The sequence below is a fragment of the Acidovorax sp. Leaf160 genome (assembly GCF_001424265.1).
Classification (GTDB): domain Bacteria; phylum Pseudomonadota; class Gammaproteobacteria; order Burkholderiales; family Burkholderiaceae_C; genus Paracidovorax.
In genome coordinates, this window is record NZ_LMOV01000006.1 from 1 (window position 1) to 21,091 (window position 21,091).

16 protein-coding genes and 1 tRNA gene are annotated in these 21,091 nt (G+C 69.8%); 5 read left to right on the forward strand and 12 right to left on the reverse strand.

Annotated features, from left to right (window positions below; all coding sequences use genetic code 11):
* Positions 1-391 precede the first annotated feature (391 nt).
* The 9 genes from ASF94_RS04490 to ASF94_RS04530 all read right to left on the reverse strand — a co-directional run bounded on the left by ASF94_RS04490 (position 392) and on the right by ASF94_RS04530 (position 13,113).
* Positions 392-1,429 carry an alpha/beta hydrolase gene (locus tag ASF94_RS04490; RefSeq protein WP_056662225.1) on the reverse strand — a complete coding sequence of 346 codons (1,038 nt, stop codon included), beginning with the start codon at positions 1,427-1,429 and terminating at the stop codon, positions 392-394.
* Between the two features lie 452 nt (positions 1,430-1,881).
* Positions 1,882-1,956, reverse strand: a tRNA-Arg gene (locus ASF94_RS04495).
* Between the two features lie 237 nt (positions 1,957-2,193).
* Positions 2,194-3,453 (reverse strand): putative Na+/H+ antiporter, encoded by a 1,260-nt coding sequence (locus ASF94_RS04500; RefSeq protein WP_056662228.1) that lies wholly within the window; start codon positions 3,451-3,453, stop codon positions 2,194-2,196.
* Between the two features lie 246 nt (positions 3,454-3,699).
* Positions 3,700-8,088, reverse strand: a complete 4,389-nt coding sequence (locus tag ASF94_RS04505; RefSeq protein ID WP_056662231.1) for a translocation/assembly module TamB domain-containing protein — start codon at positions 8,086-8,088, stop codon at positions 3,700-3,702.
* A 34-nt stretch (positions 8,089-8,122) separates the two neighbouring features.
* Positions 8,123-10,027 carry an autotransporter assembly complex family protein gene (locus tag ASF94_RS04510; protein WP_056662234.1) on the reverse strand — a complete coding sequence of 635 codons (1,905 nt, stop codon included), beginning with the start codon at positions 10,025-10,027 and terminating at the stop codon, positions 8,123-8,125.
* A gap of 84 nt (positions 10,028-10,111) precedes the next feature.
* Positions 10,112-11,299 carry a VWA domain-containing protein gene (locus ASF94_RS04515; RefSeq protein WP_056662237.1) on the reverse strand — a complete coding sequence of 396 codons (1,188 nt, stop codon included), beginning with the start codon at positions 11,297-11,299 and terminating at the stop codon, positions 10,112-10,114.
* A gap of 44 nt (positions 11,300-11,343) precedes the next feature.
* Complete coding sequence (locus ASF94_RS04520; RefSeq protein ID WP_056662240.1) at positions 11,344-11,946, reverse strand: GNAT family N-acetyltransferase; 603 nt, start codon at positions 11,944-11,946, stop codon at positions 11,344-11,346.
* A 54-nt stretch (positions 11,947-12,000) separates the two neighbouring features.
* Positions 12,001-12,225 carry a hypothetical protein gene (locus ASF94_RS04525; protein WP_056662244.1) on the reverse strand — a complete coding sequence of 75 codons (225 nt, stop codon included), beginning with the start codon at positions 12,223-12,225 and terminating at the stop codon, positions 12,001-12,003.
* 33 nt (positions 12,226-12,258) lie between these two features.
* Positions 12,259-13,113 carry a MoxR family ATPase gene (locus tag ASF94_RS04530; protein WP_056662247.1) on the reverse strand — a complete coding sequence of 285 codons (855 nt, stop codon included), beginning with the start codon at positions 13,111-13,113 and terminating at the stop codon, positions 12,259-12,261.
* Positions 13,114-13,212: 99 nt separating this feature from the next.
* Between ASF94_RS04530 and ASF94_RS04535 the strand changes: the two genes are divergently transcribed.
* The gene (locus ASF94_RS04535; protein ID WP_056662250.1) at positions 13,213-13,881 is read left to right on the forward strand and encodes a cytochrome c; all 669 of its coding nucleotides are present in this window, start codon (positions 13,213-13,215) and stop codon (positions 13,879-13,881) included.
* Between the two features lie 90 nt (positions 13,882-13,971).
* Here the strand turns inward: ASF94_RS04535 and ASF94_RS04540 are convergent, their stop codons facing one another.
* Together ASF94_RS04540 and ASF94_RS04545 are read right to left on the reverse strand one after the other, a co-directional pair.
* Positions 13,972-16,602, reverse strand: a complete 2,631-nt coding sequence (locus ASF94_RS04540; protein WP_082492988.1) for an EAL domain-containing protein — start codon at positions 16,600-16,602, stop codon at positions 13,972-13,974.
* Between the two features lie 151 nt (positions 16,603-16,753).
* Positions 16,754-17,188, reverse strand: coding sequence for a DUF1841 family protein (locus tag ASF94_RS04545; protein ID WP_056662253.1), 435 nt, complete (start codon positions 17,186-17,188; stop codon positions 16,754-16,756).
* Between the two features lie 105 nt (positions 17,189-17,293).
* Here ASF94_RS04545 and ASF94_RS04550 point away from each other — a divergent pair, with 105 nt between their 5' ends.
* Positions 17,294-17,758, forward strand: coding sequence for a hypothetical protein (locus ASF94_RS04550; protein ID WP_056662255.1), 465 nt, complete (start codon positions 17,294-17,296; stop codon positions 17,756-17,758).
* The gene (locus ASF94_RS04555; protein ID WP_056662258.1) at positions 17,755-18,690 is read left to right on the forward strand and encodes a DUF2145 domain-containing protein; all 936 of its coding nucleotides are present in this window, start codon (positions 17,755-17,757) and stop codon (positions 18,688-18,690) included. The genes ASF94_RS04550 and ASF94_RS04555 overlap by 4 nt, the downstream gene beginning before the upstream one ends.
* 59 nt (positions 18,691-18,749) lie before the next feature.
* On the opposite strand, the gene ASF94_RS04560 is transcribed toward ASF94_RS04555, so the two are convergent.
* On the reverse strand, positions 18,750-19,553 hold the full coding sequence (locus tag ASF94_RS04560) for an IclR family transcriptional regulator (protein ID WP_056662262.1): 804 nt from the start codon (positions 19,551-19,553) through the stop codon (positions 18,750-18,752).
* A gap of 111 nt (positions 19,554-19,664) precedes the next feature.
* On the opposite strand from ASF94_RS04560, the gene ASF94_RS04565 reads away from it, so the two are divergent.
* A complete protein-coding gene (locus ASF94_RS04565) occupies positions 19,665-20,366 on the forward strand; it encodes a 3-oxoacid CoA-transferase subunit A (protein WP_056662265.1) in 702 nt (233 codons plus the stop codon).
* Positions 20,367-20,425: 59 nt separating this feature from the next.
* On the forward strand, positions 20,426-21,073 hold the full coding sequence (locus tag ASF94_RS04570; protein WP_056662418.1) for a 3-oxoacid CoA-transferase subunit B: 648 nt from the start codon (positions 20,426-20,428) through the stop codon (positions 21,071-21,073).
* Positions 21,074-21,091: the final 18 nt, after the last annotated feature.

Below are 21,091 nucleotides of genomic sequence, written 5' to 3' on the forward strand. Positions count from 1 at the left end.
GCACAGCAGGGTCGCCCTTTCTTTGGTGACTTTCTTTCGGCGAGACGAAAGAAAGTTACTCGCCCGCCGGGGCGAAATCCCGGCCCCGGGAAGCAAAGGCCCAGCACCCGCCAGCACCGCCCCGGCAGCACGCCCAGGCTTCGCCAAGCTAACCCCGAAGGGTCTGTTTCCTCGGTCGCTACAAGCAAGACTTCACCAACAAACCGAGATCCGTAGTAGCAAGCGCCCACCCACAGGGCGCAAAGGCGGAAAACAAAAAAAAACGCCCGGGAACCCCGGGCACCCGCCAACCGCCAACCGCCAGCCAACGCGAAAGCAAGTCAATTCATTGCGGTACAGGGCAGGAAGGGAAAGGCGGATCAGCTTCACACCCCACCCTTCCTCACCCCGCTCAAACCCTGAGCGCCTCTCTCAACCGCTCACCCGCCCACCCCTGGGCCTCCCGAGCCTTCTCCAACACTGCAGCCGCCCCAAAGAATTCGTGCGCAACCCCTTCGTAATCGCGCCGCTCCACAGGCACACCGGCCTCCTGCAGCGCATCTTCCAGCTTCGCCCCGTCACCCCGCAGCGGATCGATGCGGGCATTGATGATCGTGACCGGGGGCAGGCCCTTCAGGTCCGCGTCGACCAGGCTCAGGCGCGGGTCCTTCAGGTCGTCCTCCGAGTGGATCAGGTGGTCCACGAACCACTTCACCATGGCGCGGTTCAGCGGTTTCGCGATGGCGTTCTCAAGATATGACTCGGTATTCAAGCTGGTCTGCGCGACCGGGTAGACGCTGAGCACATGGCGTGGCGCGGGCAGGCCGGCGTCACGCGCGGCGACGGCCGTGGCCACGGCCAGGTTGCCGCCCGCGCTTTCGCCGGCCAGGGCCAGGCGGTGCTTGTCACCGCCCAGGGTGTCGGCATGGGTCGTCAGCCAGCGGTAGGCCGCCAGGGCATCGTCCCACGCTGCGGGGAACCGGTGTTCGGGCGCTTGCCGGTAGTCCACCGACACGACGATGGCATGCGCCTGCTGGGCCAGGCCTCGCGCGCCGCCGTCGTACACCTTGCGGTCGGCGATCACCCAGCCTCCGCCGTGGAAATACAGCACCACGGGCAGGGGGCCGACGGAGCCGCCTTCGGGCGTGTAGACCGTCGCAGGCAGCGACCCTGCGGCACCGTCCACCATGATCTCCCGCGTCGTCACGCCCGGAACGAGTTGCGTGGGGTCCGTGGAGCGGCCCTGTTCACGCAGCAGGTGGTTCACCGCGTCAGCCACGGTGGGCTGACGGCGGGCCTCGGCCACTTCCAGCTTTTCAATGGCCTTGGGCTCCAGCGCTTCATGCGCCTTCGCCAGGGCCAGCTGGTCGTCGTCCGCGCGGAGAGCGGCCACGGCGTTGGACACGGCGTTGAGAATGGGGTTCGGCTTGCCTTGGTCGTTGTCGCTCATGGGCGTCCTTGATGGGTGAAGCGGTGGGTCGGGGGGATGCAAAAAGGTGGCAAAAAAGCCATCGCAGCAAGCTGCTCGCTGCACTGCACCCACACTATAGAAACCACCCTGACGCCTCTCTGTGGGACGCCGGCCTCGCCGGCCGTGGTCGGCCGACCTGCTGCCGCGAGGGCGTTGCCTGACAAGGGGGGCCATGCGCCCGGCTGTCAACTTGATGACCCGCCCATGGCCCAGCCCCGGCGATACGCGCCGTGAACGCATGCGCCGGAAAGCCCGCGAACAGCATCCCTGCCAGCCAGCGCCATCTCGTTGGCGGGGTGAAATCACCGTCCACCCGGTGTCCCGCGCATCGCGTTCTGCGGCACTGATGGTCGGGCGGAATGGTTTGGGATGCTGGGCGCAGGCAGGCGCCTGAGTGACATCGGGCACTGGCGTGCCGGAAGGGGAGGCTGTGGTCCCCTCAGCAGGAATCGAACCTGCATCTAGCGCTTAGGAGGCACTCGTTCTATCCATTGAACTATGAGGAGGACAGCCCGGCATTGTACGGGCGCCGACAAGAGCCTTCTGGCAGCCCGATGGTGCTGCGCCCTGGCTCCTGCTGCCGCGAGAAAGTGGAGCTCCAGAGCGTGGCGACAAGGGCTGCCAGCCGTTCGCGGTTCAGGTGAAAGCACGGTGGCTGACCGCGCAGATGCAGCCGCGGCGGTGGAAAAAATGCGCCAGCTGCCGTGCCGCCTTTCACACTCTGCAGGTGAGCACGCCCAGGCTCAAAGGACCAGCAGGGCCGTGGCGGCAACGGCGGTGGGCAGCAGCGCACCCAGCAGCAGGGCGCCCACGCTGACGGTGCCATCCTGGAAGCCGGCCTTGAGCAGGGCCACGCCGGCCGGATTGGGCGCGTTGGCGATGACGGTGAGACCGCCACCGGCCACCGCGCCGGCCACCAGCATGTACTTGGCCGGGTCGGAAATGCCGTCGATCAGCGAGCCCAGATAGGTCAACGCGGCGTTGTCGGTGATGGCTGTCAGGCCCAGCGCGCCGAAGAAGAGCATCAGCGGTTCCATGCCTTCGACCATCGGCCGCAGCCACCATTGCTGCATGCCGCCCAGCACCACCAGCCCGCCGAGAAAGAACCCGACGAGCAGGGCTTCCCTGAGAATCAACCGGCTCTGGTGCTGCGGGTAGGCCTGCGCCATGCCCAGGAAGAGCAGGAACAGACCCAGGAAGATCACCGGGTGGTGCGCGCTTGCGATGACCGCTGCCAGCAGCGCGACGTGCAGGGCCACCAGGGCGAGTGGCGTGCGGTCGGCTGCCGCGTCTGCGTCTGCCCGCGTGGTGTGGGTGAGATGCTTGCGCAACACGAAGGTTGCGACGGTGGCATTGATGGCTACCGCCAGCGCGGACTTCCAGCCGAAGTGCGTCAGCATGAACCACGAATCCCAGCCCCAGGTGGCGGCGACCATCAGGACCGGTGGCGCTGCGTACGACGTGAGCGTGCCGCCGATCGACACGTTCACGAACAGCACGCCAAGCGCCAGGTACTTCACGCGCTCGGGCACGTCCTTGCGGAACATCTGGCCGGCCAGCATGAGGGCGGCCAGGGTCATGGCGGCCGGCTCGGTGATGAGCGAGCCGAGCAGGGGAACGACGGCCAGGCCCAGCCATGCCGCCGCCACGGGCGTGCGCACCGGCATGCGCCGGGCAGTCCAGTCCAGCAGCCGTCCGATGGTCTGCACGATGGGCCTGGACGCCGCCATGACCATCACCACGAACACGAACAAGGGTTCGGTGTAGTTGCGGGATTCGGCGTAAGCAATGGCTTCGGCGCCGCCCATGACGGCGGCCATCACGGCGACGAGCACGATGGCCCACAGCCCGAAGACCACTTCCACCTCACCCAGGAAATGGAACACACCGGAATGCCGGGGGAAGCGATGGGCGAGGCGTTCGAACTGCCTGGCAGTGAACGTGTGCACCACGGCCAATGCGAAGAGAAGAGCCGCAATGGACTCCATGGGAAGAGCGGGCATGGGAAGGGTCGACAGAGTTCCGCGAGGCGGCCCGACCTTCGCTCTACCTGCCGCACCCCATGTGACGACACCCTGCGCAGGATTCTAGCGACGCCATCCCCTGCGGCGCGTGGGGAATGCCGCCGGCCGCAGCAGTGGCCAGCGGGTGTGCGCCACCTCGCCCCGGCGCCGGCGCCAGGGCAGGACGTTGCCGACCGCATGCGGGGCGCGGCGCGCTCTGCCACGCAGCCGCGCACGCCCATTTGGTCAGTCGTAGCGCAGCGTGTAGATCAGGTCCACCGCGCTTTGCGCGCCCGTCTGGCCGCGCAGCGTCAGGCGCTGCGACAGGTCATAGAAGATGTAGAGCGTGCCCAGTGCGCCCGACAGGCTGCGCTCATAGGTCACGTACAGGTCCTTGGACAGGCGCTTGCCGAAAGTGAGGGCGGCGGCGCTGGCGTCTTCGCCGCTGCCCGGGCCACGGAAGCCGATCTCGTCCAGGCCGACGCGGCGCGCGAAGTTGCCCGATCCGCCGTCGCCGTTGCCGCCCAGCAGCGCCAGCGCGGCCTGCTGCAGCAATGCGGCTTCGGCCCCGCCGGCGGCGGCACTGCGGCCCAGCACCACCCACGACAGCTTCTCGGCGTCGGGCAGGTCGGGGTCGGAATAGAGCCGCACGCGCGGCGCCTTCGCCGAGCCGGTGACCTGCACGCCCGCGCGCACGCTGATGTTCGGCCGGATGGCCAGGATGTCGAGCGCCGGGTTGTCGTACGGGCCGTTGAAGCGAATCAGGCCGTTCTCGACGTCCAGCGACTGGCCCCAGGCGCGGTAGCGGCCCTGGTCGGTGCGGATCTCGCCCGTCACGCGGGGCGGCGCGGTGGCCGAGCCGGCGCTGCGGATCTCCAGCTCGCCCGTCAGGCGGGTGGTGATGCCATAGCCCTGCAGCGCGAAGTCGTTGCCCAGGTTGAGAGTGACGGCGATGTCGGGCGGCCGGGCGGTTTCGACCTTGGCCGAGGCGGTGGCCGCCTTCTGCGCCTGCTGCATCGCTTCCCGGTCCTTGGCGGCAGAGCGCACGACCACGTCGGAGCCGAGCGTCGGGGCGCCGGCTTCGGGCAGGATGATGGTGGCGCGGTCGGTGGTGAGCCGGCCCCGCAGCGTGAACTGCCCGCCTTGCAGCCGCGCCTGCAGGTTGCCCGACACGCTGACCTGCCGGTCGGCGCGCACCAGCACCTGCAGCGCGTTGGCCTGTGCATTGAAGTCCATCGCGATGCCGGAGCCGCCGCCAGTGCCAGCTCCGGCGGAGCCCACGCCGGCCCAGGACACGTTGCCCGAGCCCGTCAGCGTGCCGCCGGAGCGCGGTGCGTTGGTGCGGTTGCCGCTGAAGCCCGCGATCCGCGCATTGCTGCCGCTGCCGCCGTTCACGCGGAATTCGGTGATCTCCAAACGGTCGCCGCGCAGCACGGCGCGCAGCCGGCCGTCCTGCAGATCCACACCGTCGAGCAGGGAGCGCACGGCCAGCTGGTCGGCGCCGAGCGTGCCGCTCCAGCGTGGTGCGCTGCGGGTGCCCGACAGCGCGGCGTCGGCCTGCAGCGTGCCCTTCACGCGCCAGCCCGGCGGCGCCAGCGCCGACCACACGCCCACGTCCGGCATCTGCGCCTTCACCGTGGCGGCCAGCGGCGCGTCCTCGGGCCACAGCCAGCCGCCGTCTGCGCCACGCGCCAGACGGGTGTTGCCGTCGGCCTGCAAGCGGCCGGCCCGTTCGCTGTCCCACATCACGCGGGCGCGCACCGTCTCGCCTTCGGCATCCAGCCGGACCTCGGCCTGGCGGATGCCGGCGGGCGTGCCCGGCCCCTCGGCTGCCTGCGGGGCGCCGCTGCCGGTACCCTGGCCGCTGCTGCGCACCACGGTGGTGGTGGGCATGCTGTCGCCGGCCAGCACGCGCAGGTCGCCGCTGGCCCGGCGCACACTGGCGCTGGCACGCAAGGTGTCGCCCAGGTCGATGTTCCAGTCGCCATTCAGCACCAGGTTGCCGCCCAGGCCCAGGCGCTGCAGCAGCGGCTGGTCGCCCTGCGCGAAGGCATCGGCCCAGCTGGTGGGCAGGCCCTGCAGCGCGCCCTGCGTGCGCAGGCGCATGTGGCCCTGCGCGGTCTGTTCATACCGCACCGGTTCCCAGCGCAGGCGCACGTCGCCCGGCACGGGGCCGGTCACCGTGGCCTGGCCGGCAGAGGTCTCCACCAGCAGCGTGGGCGCCTGCCGCGCCGTCACTCCCAGAGGCTGGGTCAGCTGCACCGTCCATGGGCCGGGTTGGCCTGCGGGCGATGCGACCACGCGCAGGTCGGCGATCTGCGCACGCCATTGGCCGGCTGCGCCCGTGTTGCCGCCCTCGGCGCGCAGGCGCACGCTGGCGCGCTGCTCGCCCTGGCGCACCTGCCCCTCCAGCGACAGGTTGAGCTGCGGCACGGAGCCCGCCAGCGTGGACTGCAGGTCGGTGAGCTGCAGCGTCTGCGGGCCGGTGTTGGTGCCCGGGCGGGGTGGCAGGTCGGCTTTCAATCGCGGCACGGCGAGCTGTGCCTGCAAGGTGAAGGTGCTGTTGCCGGCGCCTGCAGCCACGGCCGGGCCGCCCAGCAGGCCGGCCACCTGCAGCTGGCGCTGCAGCGTCTGCCAGCCACCGTTCCAGCGTGCGGCCAGGGTGGCGCTGCCTTCCAGCACGGCACCCTGCAGCAGGCCGGCGGCGCCGGGCACGGTGTTCAGCCAGCGCTGCAGTCGCTGGGCGTCCGCCACGCGCAGGTCCAGCGTGCCGGCCCCGGTGCGGGCCGCCATGGCGCCGTTCAATTGCGCGCTGGCGCCCGGCAGCGTGGCCTGCAGCTGGCCTTTGGCGGAGGACTCGGCCAGGTTCACCTGCACCTGCCGGGCACTCACCTGCGCCTGCAGCGCATCGAGCTGCAGGCGCGTCAGGTCGAGCCGGTCGGTGCGCCAGGTGCCCTCGGCCGCCAGGCGGTCGATGCGCAGGGGTGCAGTACGTGCGGCCGTGGCCGTGGTCTTGTTGCGCGCAGCGCTTCTTACCGCGCCCGTCGCGCCTGCGGAAGCCGCACCTGCGGCGCCGCCGCGAATGTCCGCCGTGAAGCGGATCACGCCGTTCTGCTCCCCATCGGCGCTGGCGGTGCCGCTCAGGGGTGTCGCGTCCAGCCGGCTGTCGATCGCGTCGGGGCGCAGGTTGCGCAGTTGCGCCTTGCCTTCCAGCGCACCGGTGGCGGGCGTGTAAGCGCCTTCCGCCTGCAGGCTGCCGGTGCCGACGGTGACCGTGGCCTGCGGCACCGTCCAGCGCGCGCCGTCGAAGGCGGCCTGCGCTTGCAGGGCGCTGACGGGCAGGCGCTGCCGGTCCCAGGGGCCGGGCAGGGCGTTCTGCAGCTGGGCGGCGATGTTCCAGCCCGTGGGTGCCGATGGGGCGGCCGTGCTGTTCGCTGCGGCCTGGCCCGCCGATGCCGCCGCCGTGGGGGCCGTAGCGACAGAGCCCGGAGCCGCGCCTGCCGCAGCCGCAGTGGCCGACGGTTCCACGCGCACGTCGCCGCTCAGCCGGGTGACCGGCGCCTGCGGCCACAGCGCGGCCAGGTCGAGCGCGCGCAGTGCGGCCTGGGCCTGCAGCAGTGGCTGCGGCGCCCAGGGGGCGACCTGTACCTGCACGTCCGCTTCCATGAGCTCGGGCGGCGGGGCCTTGCTGGCGGCCCGCGCGGTGGCGGCGGGCTTGCCCGTGCTTTTGCTGCGGGCGCTTGCCTTGGGCTGCGGCGCGCTGGAGGCGGCCACGGCGCTGGCCGGGGCCGCCGGTGCCGACGCGGTCGCGGCCCCTTCGGCAGCTTCCGCCACCGCCCCGCGCAGCTGCGCTGCCACCTGCAGCCGCGCGGCCTCGGTCGCGAGCGTGCCCTGCACCGTGGCGTGGGCGTTGGCCTGCAGCTCGGGGCCGCCGCCGGGCGGGGCGGTGCGCGCGCTGCCGTCCAGCGTCAGGTCCAGCGGCATGGGGGCTTCGGCGCCCAGCGTGCCCCGCGCCACATACCGGCCTTGCGCGAACTCGACGTTGTCCACCACCAGTTCGTGGCGCGTGCCGTCGTAGCCATAGCGGCCCTGCAATTGGCGGATCGTGACCGGGTCTGCGGCGGGCGGCGCCCACACCACCTCGTCCAGTTGGAAGGGCAGGTCCACCTGCACCGGCAGCGCCAGGCGTTGCAGCGGCTGCGTGGGTTCGGCGGGCTTGTCGATCGGCTGGGGGGTGATGACCACCCGCGCGGCATGCACCTGGCCCAACTGCACCTTGCGCTGCAGCAGCGGCGCCAGGCGCCAGCCGATGTCGGCGTCGTTCACCTCCACCGCCATGCCAGGGCCGCTCCAGCGCAGCCAGCCGATGCGGCCACCGCCGCGCACCGAGCCGGTGACGTCGCGGCTCTCCAGCGTCTGGCCGGCAGGCAGATACCGGGCGACGCGGTTGAGCGTGGCGGCCAGCGACGAGTCGCCGCCGGTCCACCACCATGCCGCGCCCAGCAGCACGGCGACCAGCGCCAGCAAGCCCAGCAGGCTCCATGCGGCGATCAGCCAGCCGTTGCGGCGGCGCGGGTGGGGCTGGGGCGCCGCGGCGGCGGCGTAGGGGTTCTTGGGGGTCTGTGGGATGGCCATGCGAAGAGCGGCGCGCACGCCTTCCGGAAATTGATTAGAAACTGAAGCCCAGCCGCAGGTGCAACCGCACCGCCTGCGACTTCACGCCATAGGCCACATCGGCCTGCAGCGGCCCGACCGGGCTGCGCCAGCGCAGGCCCGCGCCCACGCCCACGCGCGGTTCCAGGTCGCCCGCCTTGTCCGCGACCGCACCGGCGTCGATGAAGACGGCGCTTTCGAAATCGGTGCGGTTGCCGCGCAGCACGATGGGGCGCTGCCATTCGGCGCTGCCCACCGCCAGATAGCGGCCGCCGTAGAGCGTGTCGTTGTCCGTGCGCGCGCCGATCTTGCGATAGCCATAGCCACGCACCGTGGTGTCGCCGCCCGTCAGGAAGAGCTGGGTGACGGGAATGTTGGCGCCTTCGCGCGCCAGCACCGCGCCGCCTTCGGCGCGCAGCGCCAGCCGGCTGTCGCGGCGGATGCCTTCGCCCAGGTCGACCGGCCCGAGCGGCACGTAGCCCTGCCAGCGCAGCAGCGCCCGCACGAACGGGTCGCGCTCGGGCGTCAGCGTGGTGCCGACCCCGATCTCGGAGGCCACGCCCCAGCCGCGGGTGGGGGCGGTGTTGTTGTTGAAGTAGCGGCCCGTCCACGCATAGTTGGCGGTGATGGACGAGCTCGATGGCGGCGCGGCTTCGCCCTGGCTCTTGGCCATGTCGTATTGCAGGAAGTAGCTGCGGTCGATGTGGTCGCTGTTCTTGGTGCGCCCGCCGCGCACGCGCCCGCTGTTGACCTCGTAGCTGCCGGTGGTCTCGCGCTGCAGTTGCGCGCCGGTGAACCAGCGCCAGCCGTTTTCTTCCGGCAGCGCCGTCCATTCGGTGGACGCCAGCTTGTTCTTGCGGTCCACCGACAGCTTGCTGACGGCGCGCCAGCCCAGCCCCGGCATGCGGTTGTGGATGTGGTCCAGGCTCAGCCGCGGGCCGCTGTCGGTCGACAGGCCCACGCCGAACACCACCTTCTTGAGCGGCGCTTCCCGGACCTGGGCGACCACCGGGGCGGCCTGCGGGTCGGTGCCGTCGGTGTCGACGGACAGGAACACCGCGTCGTAGTAGCCGCTGCTGGCCAGCCGTTGCTGGGCGTCGAGCAGCGCGGTTTCGCTGTACTCGTCGCCCTCGGGCAGGCGGGCGATGCGGCGCGCGCCATCGGGGTCGTAGCGCTCGCTGCCCGACACGCGCAGCGCGCCGAACCGATAGGGCGGACCGGGCGCGTAGGTGACGGCGAGCTTGGCTTCATTCTTGTCGGCGTCGATCTCGGCACGGCTGCTGTCGATGCGCGCGGTGGGGTAGCGGCGCGTCTGCAGCTGCCGCAGGCCCTGCGATTTGGCGCTGTCCCAGGCGGACTGGGTGAACGGCTGGCCCGGCTGCAGCGACCAGTCGCGCTGGATGCCGGCCCTGCGCTCGGCGAAACCCGGTGACTCGGCCTCGTCGCCCGTGAAGGCCACGTCGGCGTCGCGCACCACCGTGCGGGGACCGGGCTCCACGGTCACGACGACCACGCGCGGCGGCCGGCCGGGTTCGGAAACTTCGCGCATCTCGATGGTGAGCGTGGGGCTGAAATAGCCCATGGTGCCCAGCAGGTCGCGCGCATTCGCGTCGGCCGCGCCCAGCAGGCGCGACAGCTCGGCGGCCTGCAGATCGGGCAGCTTGCGAAAGCGCTGCAGCTCCATGTGGCGCTCCAGCTGCTCGCGGATGGCGTCGGGCGCCTGTACCTGCAGGGCGAAGGCATCGGGCGCGTTCTTGTCGCCGATGGTCTGCACCGCATCTTCGGCATCAGCGTCGGCATTGCCCTTCTTGGCGCCGGGCAACAGGCTGCAGCCCTGCAGTACCAGCACGCTGCACAGCAGCAGGGCGGACCAGGGGACTTGGCAGGACGGAGGAGACGCGGTGCGGGGGGAAGCTTTCAAGAAACGGAGCCCGGAAGTGGTGGCAAGAGGGTGTCAGAGCGACGGATGGCACCGCGCCCTCATGCGCCCCGACCCTCCGTAGGACTATTTTGACAAAAGCCGCATCGTCTCTTCCAAACCCTTGAGCGACAGCGGATACATGCGGTGGCCCAGGATCTGCTGGATGACGCCGATGCTCTGGCGGTACTGCCAGACGCCCTGCGGCTCCGGGTTGATCCAGGCATGGTGCGGGAAGGCGTGCAGCAGCCGCGTGAGCCACTCGGCGCCGGCCTCCTCGTTGTTGTATTCCACGCTACCGCCGGGCTGCAGGATCTCGTAGGGGCTCATCGTCGCGTCGCCGACGAAGATGAGCTTGTAGTCCTTGTTGTACTTGCGGATGATGTCCCAGGTAGGGAATTTCTCGGCGAAGCGGCGGCGGTTGTTCTTCCACATGAAGTCGTAGACGCAGTTGTGGAAGTAGTAGAACTCCAGGTGCTTGAACTCGCTCTTGACGGCCGAGAACAGCTCTTCCACCCGCTGCACGTGTTCGTCCATGGTGCCGCCCACGTCCATCAGCAGCAGCAGCTTCACGTTGTTGTGGCGCTCGGGCACCATCTTGATGTCGAGGTAGCCGGCGTTGGCCGCCGTGCTGCGGATGGTGCCGTCCAGGTCCAGTTCCAGTTCGTTGCCCTCGCGGGCGAACTTGCGCAGGCGGCGCAGGGCCATCTTGATGTTGCGCGTGCCCAGCTCCTGCGTGTCGTCGTAGTCGCGGTAGGCGCGCTGGTCCCACACCTTCACCGCGCTCTTGTTCTTGCCGGCGCCGCCGATGCGCACGCCCTGCGGGTTGTAGCCACCATGGCCGAAGGGGCTGGTGCCGCCGGTGCCGATCCACTTGCTGCCGCCCTCGTGGCGCTCCTTCTGCTCTTCGAGACGCTTCTTCAGCGTCTCCATCAGCTCGTCCCAATCCATCTTCTCGATGGCGGCCTTCTGCTCGGGCGTCAGTTCGCGCTCCAGCACCTGGCGCAGCCAGTCGGCAGGGATCTCCTTGCGGAAGTCGGCCACCATTTCCACGCCCTTGAAATAGGCGCCGAAGGCCCGGTCGAACTTGTCGAAGTGCTTTTCGTCCTTGACCAGCACCGTGCGGGCCAGGTGGTAGAAGTCGTCGATGCTCCAGCCGTCCTCCGACTTCGGGCCGACCACGCCGGCCTGGAGCGCTTCCAGCAGCGACAGATACTCCTTCACCGACACAGGCAACTGGCCGGCGCGCAGGGTGTAGAAGAAGTCGATCAGCATGCCGTGCTTTCAGTGGGTTTCAAGGTCGAAAGTGCCTGTGGCGCTCATGCCGCCTGGGCTCTTTGCTGCAAAAGATATAGCAGCTGGGCCCGCGCCTCGGGCCATTCGCCCGCGCGCATGCTGTACATCACCGTGTCGCGGATCGTGCCGTCGCGGCGCAGGGCATGGCCGCGCAGCACGCCGTCCTTCTTCGCGCCCAGCCGCTCGATGGCACGCTGCGACGCGAAGTTGAAGTTGTCGGTGCGCCAGCCCACCACGTGGCAGCCCAGCGTGTCGAAGGCATGCGTGAGCAGCAGCAGCTTGGCCGTGGTGTTGACATGGGTGCGCTGAACGCGCTTGGCATACCAGGTCCAGCCGATCTCCACGCGCCGTATGGCCGGCACGATGTCGTGGTAGCTGGTGGTGCCGACCACCTCGCCGCTGGCCTCGTCGATCACCGCGAAGGCGAAGCGGTGCCCTTCGCGGCGCGCCTGCAAGGCGGCCTCGATGTAGGCCCGTGTCTGGTCGGGCTCGGGCACCGACGTGATGCGCAACTGCCAGAGCCGGCCATCGGTCGCCGCGGCGGCCAGGCCCGCTTCATGGGACAGCTCCAGCGGCTCGAGGCGCACGCCGCGATCCTGCAAGGTGACGGGTTCTACAAAGGCCATGGCGTTCCGTGGGCAGAGGGGGGAGGAAAAAGGGGGGAAGACCGTGCCGCTGCGTCAGCGCGGTTCGCTGCGCCGCCGGCGCCAGCGGCGCGCCGCATGCAGGCCCAGCCCGCCGCCCAGGCCCACCAGCGCGATCGCCAGCAGGCTGGCCGTACCGTAGCCCGGCGCGAACAGATCCAGGCCGAGCAGCCGTCCGAGCCAGTAGCCCGCCAGCGCACCGAGGGTGAAGCCCACGGCATCCGAGATGCCTTCGATCAGCAGACGGCGCGCTTCGCTCATGGGCCGGGCTCCAGTCCTTGCGCTAGGCGCACATCAGCGGTTGCGCTGGTTCATGAACACCAGCTTTTCGAACAGGCTCACGTCCTGCTCGTTCTTCAACAGCGCACCCACCAGCGGGGGCACCGACACCTTCTGGTCCGCGCTCTGCAGCGCCGCGAGCGGAATGTCTTCGGCCACCAGCAGTTTCAGCCAGTCGATCAGCTCGCTGGTCGACGGCTTCTTCTTCAGGCCCGGCAGGCCGCGCACGTCGTAGAACGTCTTCATCGCGGCAGACAGCAGATCGCCCTTGAGCGTGGGGAAATGCACCGCCACGATCTGCCGCATGGTGTCGGCTTCCGGGAACTTGATGTAGTGGAAAAAGCAGCGGCGCAGAAACGCGTCCGGCAGTTCCTTTTCATTGTTCGAGGTAATGAACACCAGCGGCCGGTGCTTGGCGCGGATCAATTCCCGCGTTTCATAGCAATAGAACTCCATGCGGTCGATTTCCCGCAACAGGTCGTTCGGGAATTCGATATCGGCCTTGTCGATCTCGTCGATGAGCAGCGCCACCGGCGCATCGGCCGTGAAGGCCTGCCACAGCACGCCCTGCACGATGTAGTTGCGGATGTCCTTGACGCGCTCGCTGCTCTCTGCGTCGCCCAGCTGGCTGTCTCGCAGCCGGCTCACCGCGTCGTATTCGTAGAGGCCCTGCTGTGCCTTGGTGGTGGACTTGACGTGCCACTGCAGCAGCGGCAGCCCGAGCTCGCGCGCGACTTCCTCGGCCAGCATGGTCTTGCCCGTGCCCGGCTCGCCCTTGACCAGCAGGGGCCGTTGCAAGGTGATGGCGGCATTCACCGCCAATTTCAGGTCTTGCGTGGCAACGTAACTCTCGGAACCTTGGAATTTCATGGGCCGTGAATAGGGTAATCGTTGATGAAGGAAGCGGCGGGCCCCCTCCTATAATTCTTCATATTAGAGAGACAACCACCACGGGATTGTGCGCGCAAAATGAACAAAATACGGACCACGGTATTGGGCATGCTTGTCGCTTGTGCGACCGGTGCGGCGTTCGCGCAGGAGATCAAGGGCGACGCCCAGGCCGGTGAGAAGAAGATCGCCATGTGCATCGGCTGCCACGGCATTCCAGGCTATCAGGCCAGCTTTCCCGAAGTCCACCGCGTGCCCATGATCTCCGGCCAGAGCGCACGCTATCTCTCCTCGGCGCTCGACGCCTACAAGAAGGGCGACCGCCGCCACCCCACCATGCGCGGCGTGGCCGATTCGCTCACCGAGCAGGACATCGCCGACGTCTCCGCCTACTACGCCGCGCACCGCGCTCCGGGCGCCGCGCCGGAGGTTCCTTCCAAGCCCCGCCGCGAGCCCAGCGTGCAGGTGGCCGCCCTGCTGCAAAAGGGTGCCTGCGTCTCCTGCCACGGCGACAACTTCGCCAAGCCCATCGACCCGTCCTACCCCAAGATCGCCGGCCAGCATGCCGACTATCTTTATGTGGCGCTCAAGTCGTACAAGGCCGAGAAGAACCCCAACCTGGGCCGCTCCAACGCCATCATGGCGGGCGTCGCCAAGCAATTTACCAATGCCGAATTGAAGGCGATGGCGGGCTACATCGGTTCGCTCGACGGCGATCTGCAGGTCGTGCGGCAGTCGCCGTTCCGCTGACGCTGATGGCGCAGGGCGTCGCGCACGCCCCCATTCGTTCACTCACTCCCTTTCCCACTCGCTCTCCAGGCCCGGACCTCCGGGCCTTTTTCATGCCTGCCCGTCGTTCGGCGCGGCCGCGGGGGCCGTTGCTGCGGTGCGGGGCGCGGGGTCTTCTGCAGACGGCGCCCCCTCATCGGCGAGGCCGATCGTGCGCACCGACAGATCCAGTTCGGGCAGCGGCACCGGATGGCCGAAGCAGAACCCCTGCGCCGCATCGCACTGCAGCGCGCGCAGCCGGCTGGCCTGGGCCTGCGTTTCCACGCCTTCGGCCACCACCGTGACGCCGAGGCCCCGCGCCAGGCTCAGCACCGACTCCACGATGGCGGCGTCGCGCGGCGTCTGCAGCAGCGACCGCACAAAGCGCTGGTCCATCTTCAGGGAGTCGAAGGGCAGATCGGTCAGGTAGGTGAGCGACGAATAGCCCGTGCCGAAATCGTCGATGGCGATCTTCACGCCCAGGGCGCGCAGGGCCGTGAGCCGCGCCCGCGTGCCGCTGTCCCCGTCGCTGATGCGCTGCGACTCGGTCAGCTCCAGCGTCAGCTGCCCCGGCGGCAGCCCGCTGGTGCGCAGCGCCTGCCGCACGCGGGTGGTGAAGTCGGACTGGATCAGCTGCCGCACCGACACGTTCACGTGCAGGTTGAAATCGGGCGGCAGCGAGCCCAGGCGTTCGGCCACGGCCTGCGTTGCCGTGCGCAGCACCCATTCGCCCAGGGGCAGGATCAACCCCGATTCCTCTGCCGCCGGAATGAATGCCGCGGGCGACACCAGCCCGCGCAGCGGATGGTTCCACCGCACCAGGGCTTCGGCGCCGGTGACCCGGCCGCTCGCCAGGTCGATCAGCGGTTGGTAGTGCAGCACCAGCTGCTGCCGGTCCAGCGCCTGCCGCAACTCCGTCACCAGCCGGCCCCGCTGGAGGGACAGCTCCATCATCGGAGCGTCGAACACCACGCACTGGTCGCGGCCGGCCTGCTTGGCCTCGCCCAGCGCCACGCTGGCCTGGCGCAGCCATTCGGGCAGATCGGCGCCCCGCAGCGTGCCGCCGACCACCCCGACCGAGGCGCTCAGCAGCAGTTCGTCCTCGCCTGCGGAGAACGGGGTGGCAAAGAGCTTTTGCACCGCCTTGCCGATCGCCTGCTGCGACAGTCCGTCCACGCCCAGGTGCAGGATGGCGAACTCGTCGCCGGACACCCGCGCGATCAGCAGCGGCTCGGGCAGGCGCGCGCTCAGGCGTGCGGCGACGGCGTGCAGCAGCTGGTTGGCGGTGGCAAAGCCCACGCCGTGGTTGACGGAGCGGAACGCATCCAGCCCGACCAGCGTGAGGGCTGCGGCCCGCTCGTCCGGCCAGTCGGCGCGCTCCAGCAGCCCGCGGCGGGTCAGCACGCCGGTCAGCGGGTCGGTGCGCAGCTGGTCCTGCAGCTGCTCGAACGAGTGCCGCAATTGGGCCGCCATGCGCTGGAAGGCGCGCGACAGCACGGCGGTTTCGCGCAACCCCTCGTGCGGCCGGGCCAGCAGCTCGGAGGCGGTCGACCAGTCGCCCTGGGCCAGCCGGTCGGCGGCCTGCGCGGTCTGCAGGATGGGGCGCGACACCCGCTGCACCGCCCAGAGCGCCGCCAGCAGCGCGATCAGCGCGCCCAGCACTGCGGCGAGCGTCCAGTGGCCCAGCCGCTCCCGCGCGTCGCCCAGCAGGTCGGCCTCGGGCAGCAGCACGACGATGCGCCAGTCCAGGCCCGGCCCGGCGGTGAAGGCCGACACGCGGCCGAAGTAGAGCGCGTTGCCCTGCACCAGACGGAAGCTGTGGCCTTCGGCACCGACCGGGTCCAGGTGCGTGGCCGCCGCCCGCACCAGCGGATCGGCGCTTTGATGGGCATGCAGGCGGGTGCGGGGCGACAGCTGCGAGCTGCCGCCGCGCTCGCCCACGATGGGCGACGGGTGGCTCTGCGCGACCAGTGTGCCGTCGGCCTCGGCGATGAACAGGCTGCCGTGGCCGCGCAGGGGTTCGGCGTGCAGGAACCGCTGCAGCGAGTCGAGCCGGACGTCGGCGCCCACCACCCCGACCGTCTCGCCATCGACCACCACCGGCGTGGCGGCCGAGATGATGACGTCGCCCTGCCGGCTGGCGGAGGTGTAGATGGGCGACCAGGCCGTCTTCCCCGCGTGCAGGGCGGCGGTGTACCACGGCCGCTGGCTGGGCTGGAAGCCGGCCAGCGCACTGGTGACGGCGGTGGTGGTCTCCAGGCCTTCGTGGATGTGCATCAGCCCGCCGGTGGAGCGGTCCTGCAGGATGAGCCGGAAGGCGTCGTCGCGCCGCACGGCGGCATAGGCGTCGTCGCGGCCGCCGAATCCGAGCAGGCCGATCTGTGCGAATTCGCTGTAGCGCCCCGGGAACACGCTGCGCAGATAGGCCGCCACGGCGCTCGCATCGCCAGGCCGCTGGAGCCGCTGGCGGCTGATGGTGTCGGCCAGCGTGCGCTGCACCTGGTAGGGCGTCTCCAGATAGGCCGCCAGCCGGATCTGCGAAGACGCTGTGATGGCGCTCAGCAGCCGAGCGCCTTCCTGGTCGATGAGGTCGTTGATCTGCCGGTGCTGGCTGAGCGCCAGCAGGGCCACGGTGACGCCGAACAGCAGCGCCAGCGGCACCGCGATGGCCGCGCGCAGGGAAGGCTGCCAGCGGCGCGGCATTCAGCGGCGGTCGGCGCCCGGGCACGGGGGCGTCTGGACCAGTGGGAAAGCGCAGAGAATTTGAGTCAAATACGCCTCCGGCGCTCTATCTGTAAGGACATTATGCTATAAATATAATAGCAATTGACTCAGTGGAATGCCGGGGCTGGCGTCAGTCCCGGGTGGCGCGCCGCTGCACGCAGGCGACGTAGGCCTCGCCGTCCGGCGGGCGGCCCGAACGCTGGCTCTGCCAGAGCATCTCGCCCAGGCAGTCCATCACGGCATGGTGGGCGTCGTGCAGCGAATCGAGCCGTGCGGCCAGCAGCTCCACCGCCTGGCGGATGCCGCGCGGCTGGTCGATGCTGCACTGCTCGCTGATGGACAGGTGCATCGACAGGTGCAGGAAGGGGTTGGTCTGGCCCGGTGTCTCGTCGTAGTTGCGCGCCAGGGCGGCATTCACGTCCGCCAGGTCGGCGTGGTATTCCGGGTGTTCGGCGATCCACAGGCTGGCCAGGGTCTCGATGGCCTCCATCGGTGCGCCGGCCTGGCTCTTGGCGTGCACCGCGCAGAAGAAGCGCCGTACGTCGGCTTGGGAAGGGTTGAACATGGATCGATGAGCGTAGCACGCGGGTTGCGCGAACCCAGGCGACTCTTCCGGCGGGCCGGCCATTGCGTCAACAATAACGTCCCGATTCCAGAAACCTGCCGATCCATGTCGCTTTCTCCCCACTTCCGCCTCGCCCTGGGCCTGGCCGCCGCGCTGTGCCTGCCCCTCGCCGCGCAGGCCGACAGCTTCGCCTCGTCCGCCTCCAGCGCGGGGTCTGCCTCCAGCGGCAGCGCTTCCGACTCGCTCAAGGGCTCCAGCAACAGCTCGAGCGGCGGCGACCGCAAGAGCGCCGACGCCGACTACCGCATCACCGACGTGGCCGAAGCGCCCGGCCGCGCCGGCTTCGTGCGCGTGACCATGGAGGCCGCGCCCGCCCAGCGCCTGGTGCTGGAGTTGCCGGCCGCCGTGTTCACGCCCCAGCGCCTGGCCCCGGGCGATGCCATCCACGCCGCCGAGCGCGACTGGGGCATGGAATTCGCCCGCGCCGATACGCGCGAGGCGTTCTTCCTGGTGCTGGCGGACGACTGGCACCGCGAACTGGAGCCGCGCCGGGTGGACCGCGCCTCGTGAGCGGGGCGCGATGCGGCCTCTGGCGCCGTGCAGGCCGCTGGGCCGCAGCGCTGGGCGTCGCGGTCTGCGCGGCGCTGTCGGCCCCGGCCCAGGCCGGCGGCCCGGCCTTTTGCGGCCGCAGCCAGCCGCTGACGGCGCCCGAGCAGGCCCGGCTGCTGCAGTTCACCGGCGTGGTGCGCGCCGCGCTGGCCGGGACGGCGGCGCCGGTGGTGCTCATCAGCCGGGCGGGGCTCGACCTGTCCCGGTTCGGCATCCGCTATTCGCACGCGGCCCTGGCCTGGCGGGACGAGCAGGGCGCCTGGCAGGCGCGCCAGCTCTACTACGCCTGCGACGAAGGTCGCCCGCGCCTGTATGACCAGGGCCTGGCCGGTTTCGTCATGGGCGTGGACGACCCTTCCCAAGGCTACGTCTCCCTGGTGCCCCTGACGGGGGAAACCGCGGCCCAGGTGCGCGCCGCGCTGCTGGACACGCCCCGCGCGCTGCGGCTGCTGTCGGCCCGCTACAGCGCCAACGCCTACGCCTTCGGGCAGGACTACCAGAACTGCAACCAGTGGGTGGCCGAAATGCTGGTGACCGCCTGGGGCGATCTGCCGGACGGGGACGACCTGCGCGCCCGGGCGCAGCAGTGGTTGCGCACCGCAGGCTATGCGCCGGCCCCCGTGCCCGTCGATTCGCACTGGCTGATGTTCGCCGCCGGCTTCGTGCCGCTGATCCATCTGCGCGACCATCCGGAAGAAGACCGCTATGCAATGCAGCTGCACGTGAGCCTGCCCGCCAGCCTGGAAGCCTTCGTGCGCCAGCGGCTGCCCGGGGCCGAGCGCACCGAGTTCTGCCACGACGGCCGGCAGGTGGTGGTGCGGCGCGGCTGGACGCCCATCGCGGAGGGCTGCGTGCCAGCGGCGGGCGACCGGGTTCTGCCGATCGACGGCTGAGAGGCAGCCAGCGCAGCCAGCGCAGCCGGGGCAGGGAGGTGCGGCAGGCCCCGCCAGCGCTACCGCCGCCGCGTGCCCAGCGTGCGCGAGATCGCCTGCGAGGCCTCCAGCAGCGCAGGCAGCAGCTGCTCCTGCATCATCTGCGCGCTGGTGCGGTTGGCCTGGCCGCTGATGTTGAGCGCCGCCACCGTGTGGCCTGCGCGGTTCTTCAGCGGCGCGGCGATGGAGATCAGCCCCTCTTCCAGTTCCTGGTTGACCAGGCACCAGCCCTGTTGGCGTGCCTCGGCGATGCGCGCCAGCAGGGTCGCGTCGTCCAGCGCCGTGTGGGGCGTGAACGCGTGGCGGGGCACCTGCGCCAGCCGGGCGCGCATGTCGTCCTCGGGCAGGGCCGCCAGCAGCACGCGGCCGAGCGACGTCCAGAACGCCGGCAGGCGCGAGCCCACGCCCAGGTTGGTGCTCATGATCTTGTGGGTGTGCACGCGCAGCACGTAGACGATCTCGTGGCCGTCCAGCACCGCGGCCGAGCACGACTCGTGCACCCGGTCCACCAGCGCTTCCATCACCGGCTCGGCCAGGTCCCAGATCGGCATCGACGACAGGTAGGCGAAACCCAGGTCGAGGATGCGCGGCGTGAGGCAGAACAGCCGGCCGTCGCTTTCCACGTAGCCCAGCGTCTGCAGCGTGAGCAGGATGCGCCGCGCGCCGGCGCGCGTGAGGCCGGTGGCTGCGGCCACCTCGCTCAGGGTCTGCTGCGGCGCGGCGGCGCTGAAGGAGCGGATCACCTCCAGCCCACGCGCGAACGACTGCACATAGCTGTCGCCCGGCTTCGGGTTAACACTGAGATCAGAGGGGGTGTCATCCATGGCGATCCATTCTAAAATTCTTTATGCGAACATTTGTTCTATATGCGAACAAATTCTTTCGGGGCAGCAGTGTTGCAGGCCCCGGATTTTCACTTCCAGTCGGGCAGGCACATGATCAACAAGATTGCGGATTCGATAGCAGAGGCGCTGGCAGGCATCCGGGATGGCTCCACGGTGCTGATCGGCGGCTTCGGCACCTCGGGCATTCCGGGTGAACTCATCGACGGCCTGATCGCCCACGGCGCGCGCGATCTGACGGTGGTCAACAACAACGCCGGCAATGGCGACACGGGCCTGGCCGCGCTGCTCAAGGCCGGCCAGGTGCGCAAGATCATCTGCAGCTTTCCGCGCCAGGCCGACAGCTGGGTGTTCGACGAGCTCTACCGCAGCGGCAAGCTGGAGCTGGAACTCGTGCCCCAGGGCAACCTGGCCGAGCGCATGCGCGCCGCCGGTGCCGGCATCGGCGCGTTCTTCTGCCCCACGGCCTATGGCACCGACCTGGCCCAGGGCAAGGAAACGCGCGAGATCAACGGGCGCCACTATGTGCTGGAGTACCCCATCCACGGCGACGTAGCACTGATCAAGGCCGAGCGCGGCGACCGCTGGGGCAACCTCACCTACCGCAAGTCGGCGCGCAACTTCGGCCCGGTGATGGCCACTGCGGCGCGGCGCACCATCGCCACCGTCCACGAGATCGTGGAGCTGGGCGGGCTGGACCCCGAGGCCATCGTCACGCCGGGCATCCACGTCAGCCAGATCGTGCGCATCGAGCGCACGGCGACCCAGGCGGCCGGCTTCAAGAAAGCCGCCTGAAGCCTCGCCCGCACCCGGAAATCACAGTCAAAATGGCCTCCAGCGCCCAAGGAGTCAGCGTGAGCAGCTATCAAAAGAGAAGCAAGGACGACGTGGCCCGCCGCGTTGCGCAAGACATCCACGAGGGGGCCTACGTCAACCTGGGCATCGGCCAGCCGACCCTGGTGGCCAACCACATCCCGGCCGACCGCGAGGTGATCCTGCACAGCGAGAACGGCATCCTGGGCATGGGCCCGGCGCCGGCCGCGGGCGATGAGGACTACGACCTGACGAACGCCGGCAAGCAGCCGGTCACGCTGCTGGCGGGCGGCGCCTACTTCCACCATGCCGACAGCTTCGCCATGATGCGCGGCGGCCATCTGGACATCTGCGTGCTGGGCGCCTTCCAGGTCAGTGCCACGGGCGACCTGGCCAACTGGAGCACGGGCGAGCCCGGCGCCATTCCCGCCGTGGGCGGCGCGATGGACCTGGCCATCGGCGCCAAGCAGACCTGGGTGATGATGGACCTGCTGACCAAGCAGGGCCAGTCCAAGGTCGTGGCGCAGTGCTCCTATCCGCTGACCGGCATCGGCTGCGTCAAGCGCATCTACAGTGACCTGGCCACCCTGGCCTGCACGCCGGACGGCCTGGTGCTGATCGACACCGTACCGGGGCTAGAGCATGCCGAACTCGAACGCCTCGTCGGCCTGCCCATCGGCCGCGTCTGAAACCCACCGGAGACTCCC

Excerpts from the sequence above, each read along its gene's own strand:
- ASF94_RS04505 (WP_056662231.1), bottom strand. The coding sequence starts at position 8,088 with ATGGCCATCCCACAGACCCCCAAGAACCCCTACGCCGCCGCCGCGGCG.
- ASF94_RS04500 (WP_056662228.1), bottom strand. The coding sequence starts at position 3,453 with ATGCCCGCTCTTCCCATGGAGTCCATTGCGGCTCTTCTCTTCGCATTG.
- ASF94_RS04530 (WP_056662247.1), bottom strand. The coding sequence starts at position 13,113 with ATGAAATTCCAAGGTTCCGAGAGTTACGTTGCCACGCAAGACCTGAAA.
- ASF94_RS04520 (WP_056662240.1), bottom strand. The coding sequence starts at position 11,946 with ATGGCCTTTGTAGAACCCGTCACCTTGCAGGATCGCGGCGTGCGCCTC.
- ASF94_RS04540 (WP_082492988.1), bottom strand. The coding sequence starts at position 16,602 with ATGCCGCGCCGCTGGCAGCCTTCCCTGCGCGCGGCCATCGCGGTGCCG.
- ASF94_RS04535 (WP_056662250.1), top strand. The coding sequence starts at position 13,213 with ATGAACAAAATACGGACCACGGTATTGGGCATGCTTGTCGCTTGTGCG.
- ASF94_RS04560 (WP_056662262.1), bottom strand. The coding sequence starts at position 19,553 with ATGGATGACACCCCCTCTGATCTCAGTGTTAACCCGAAGCCGGGCGAC.
- ASF94_RS04515 (WP_056662237.1), bottom strand. The coding sequence starts at position 11,299 with ATGCTGATCGACTTCTTCTACACCCTGCGCGCCGGCCAGTTGCCTGTG.
- ASF94_RS04490 (WP_056662225.1), bottom strand. The coding sequence starts at position 1,429 with ATGAGCGACAACGACCAAGGCAAGCCGAACCCCATTCTCAACGCCGTG.
- ASF94_RS04550 (WP_056662255.1), top strand. The coding sequence starts at position 17,294 with ATGTCGCTTTCTCCCCACTTCCGCCTCGCCCTGGGCCTGGCCGCCGCG.
- ASF94_RS04565 (WP_056662265.1), top strand. The coding sequence starts at position 19,665 with ATGATCAACAAGATTGCGGATTCGATAGCAGAGGCGCTGGCAGGCATC.
- ASF94_RS04545 (WP_056662253.1), bottom strand. The coding sequence starts at position 17,188 with ATGTTCAACCCTTCCCAAGCCGACGTACGGCGCTTCTTCTGCGCGGTG.
- ASF94_RS04525 (WP_056662244.1), bottom strand. The coding sequence starts at position 12,225 with ATGAGCGAAGCGCGCCGTCTGCTGATCGAAGGCATCTCGGATGCCGTG.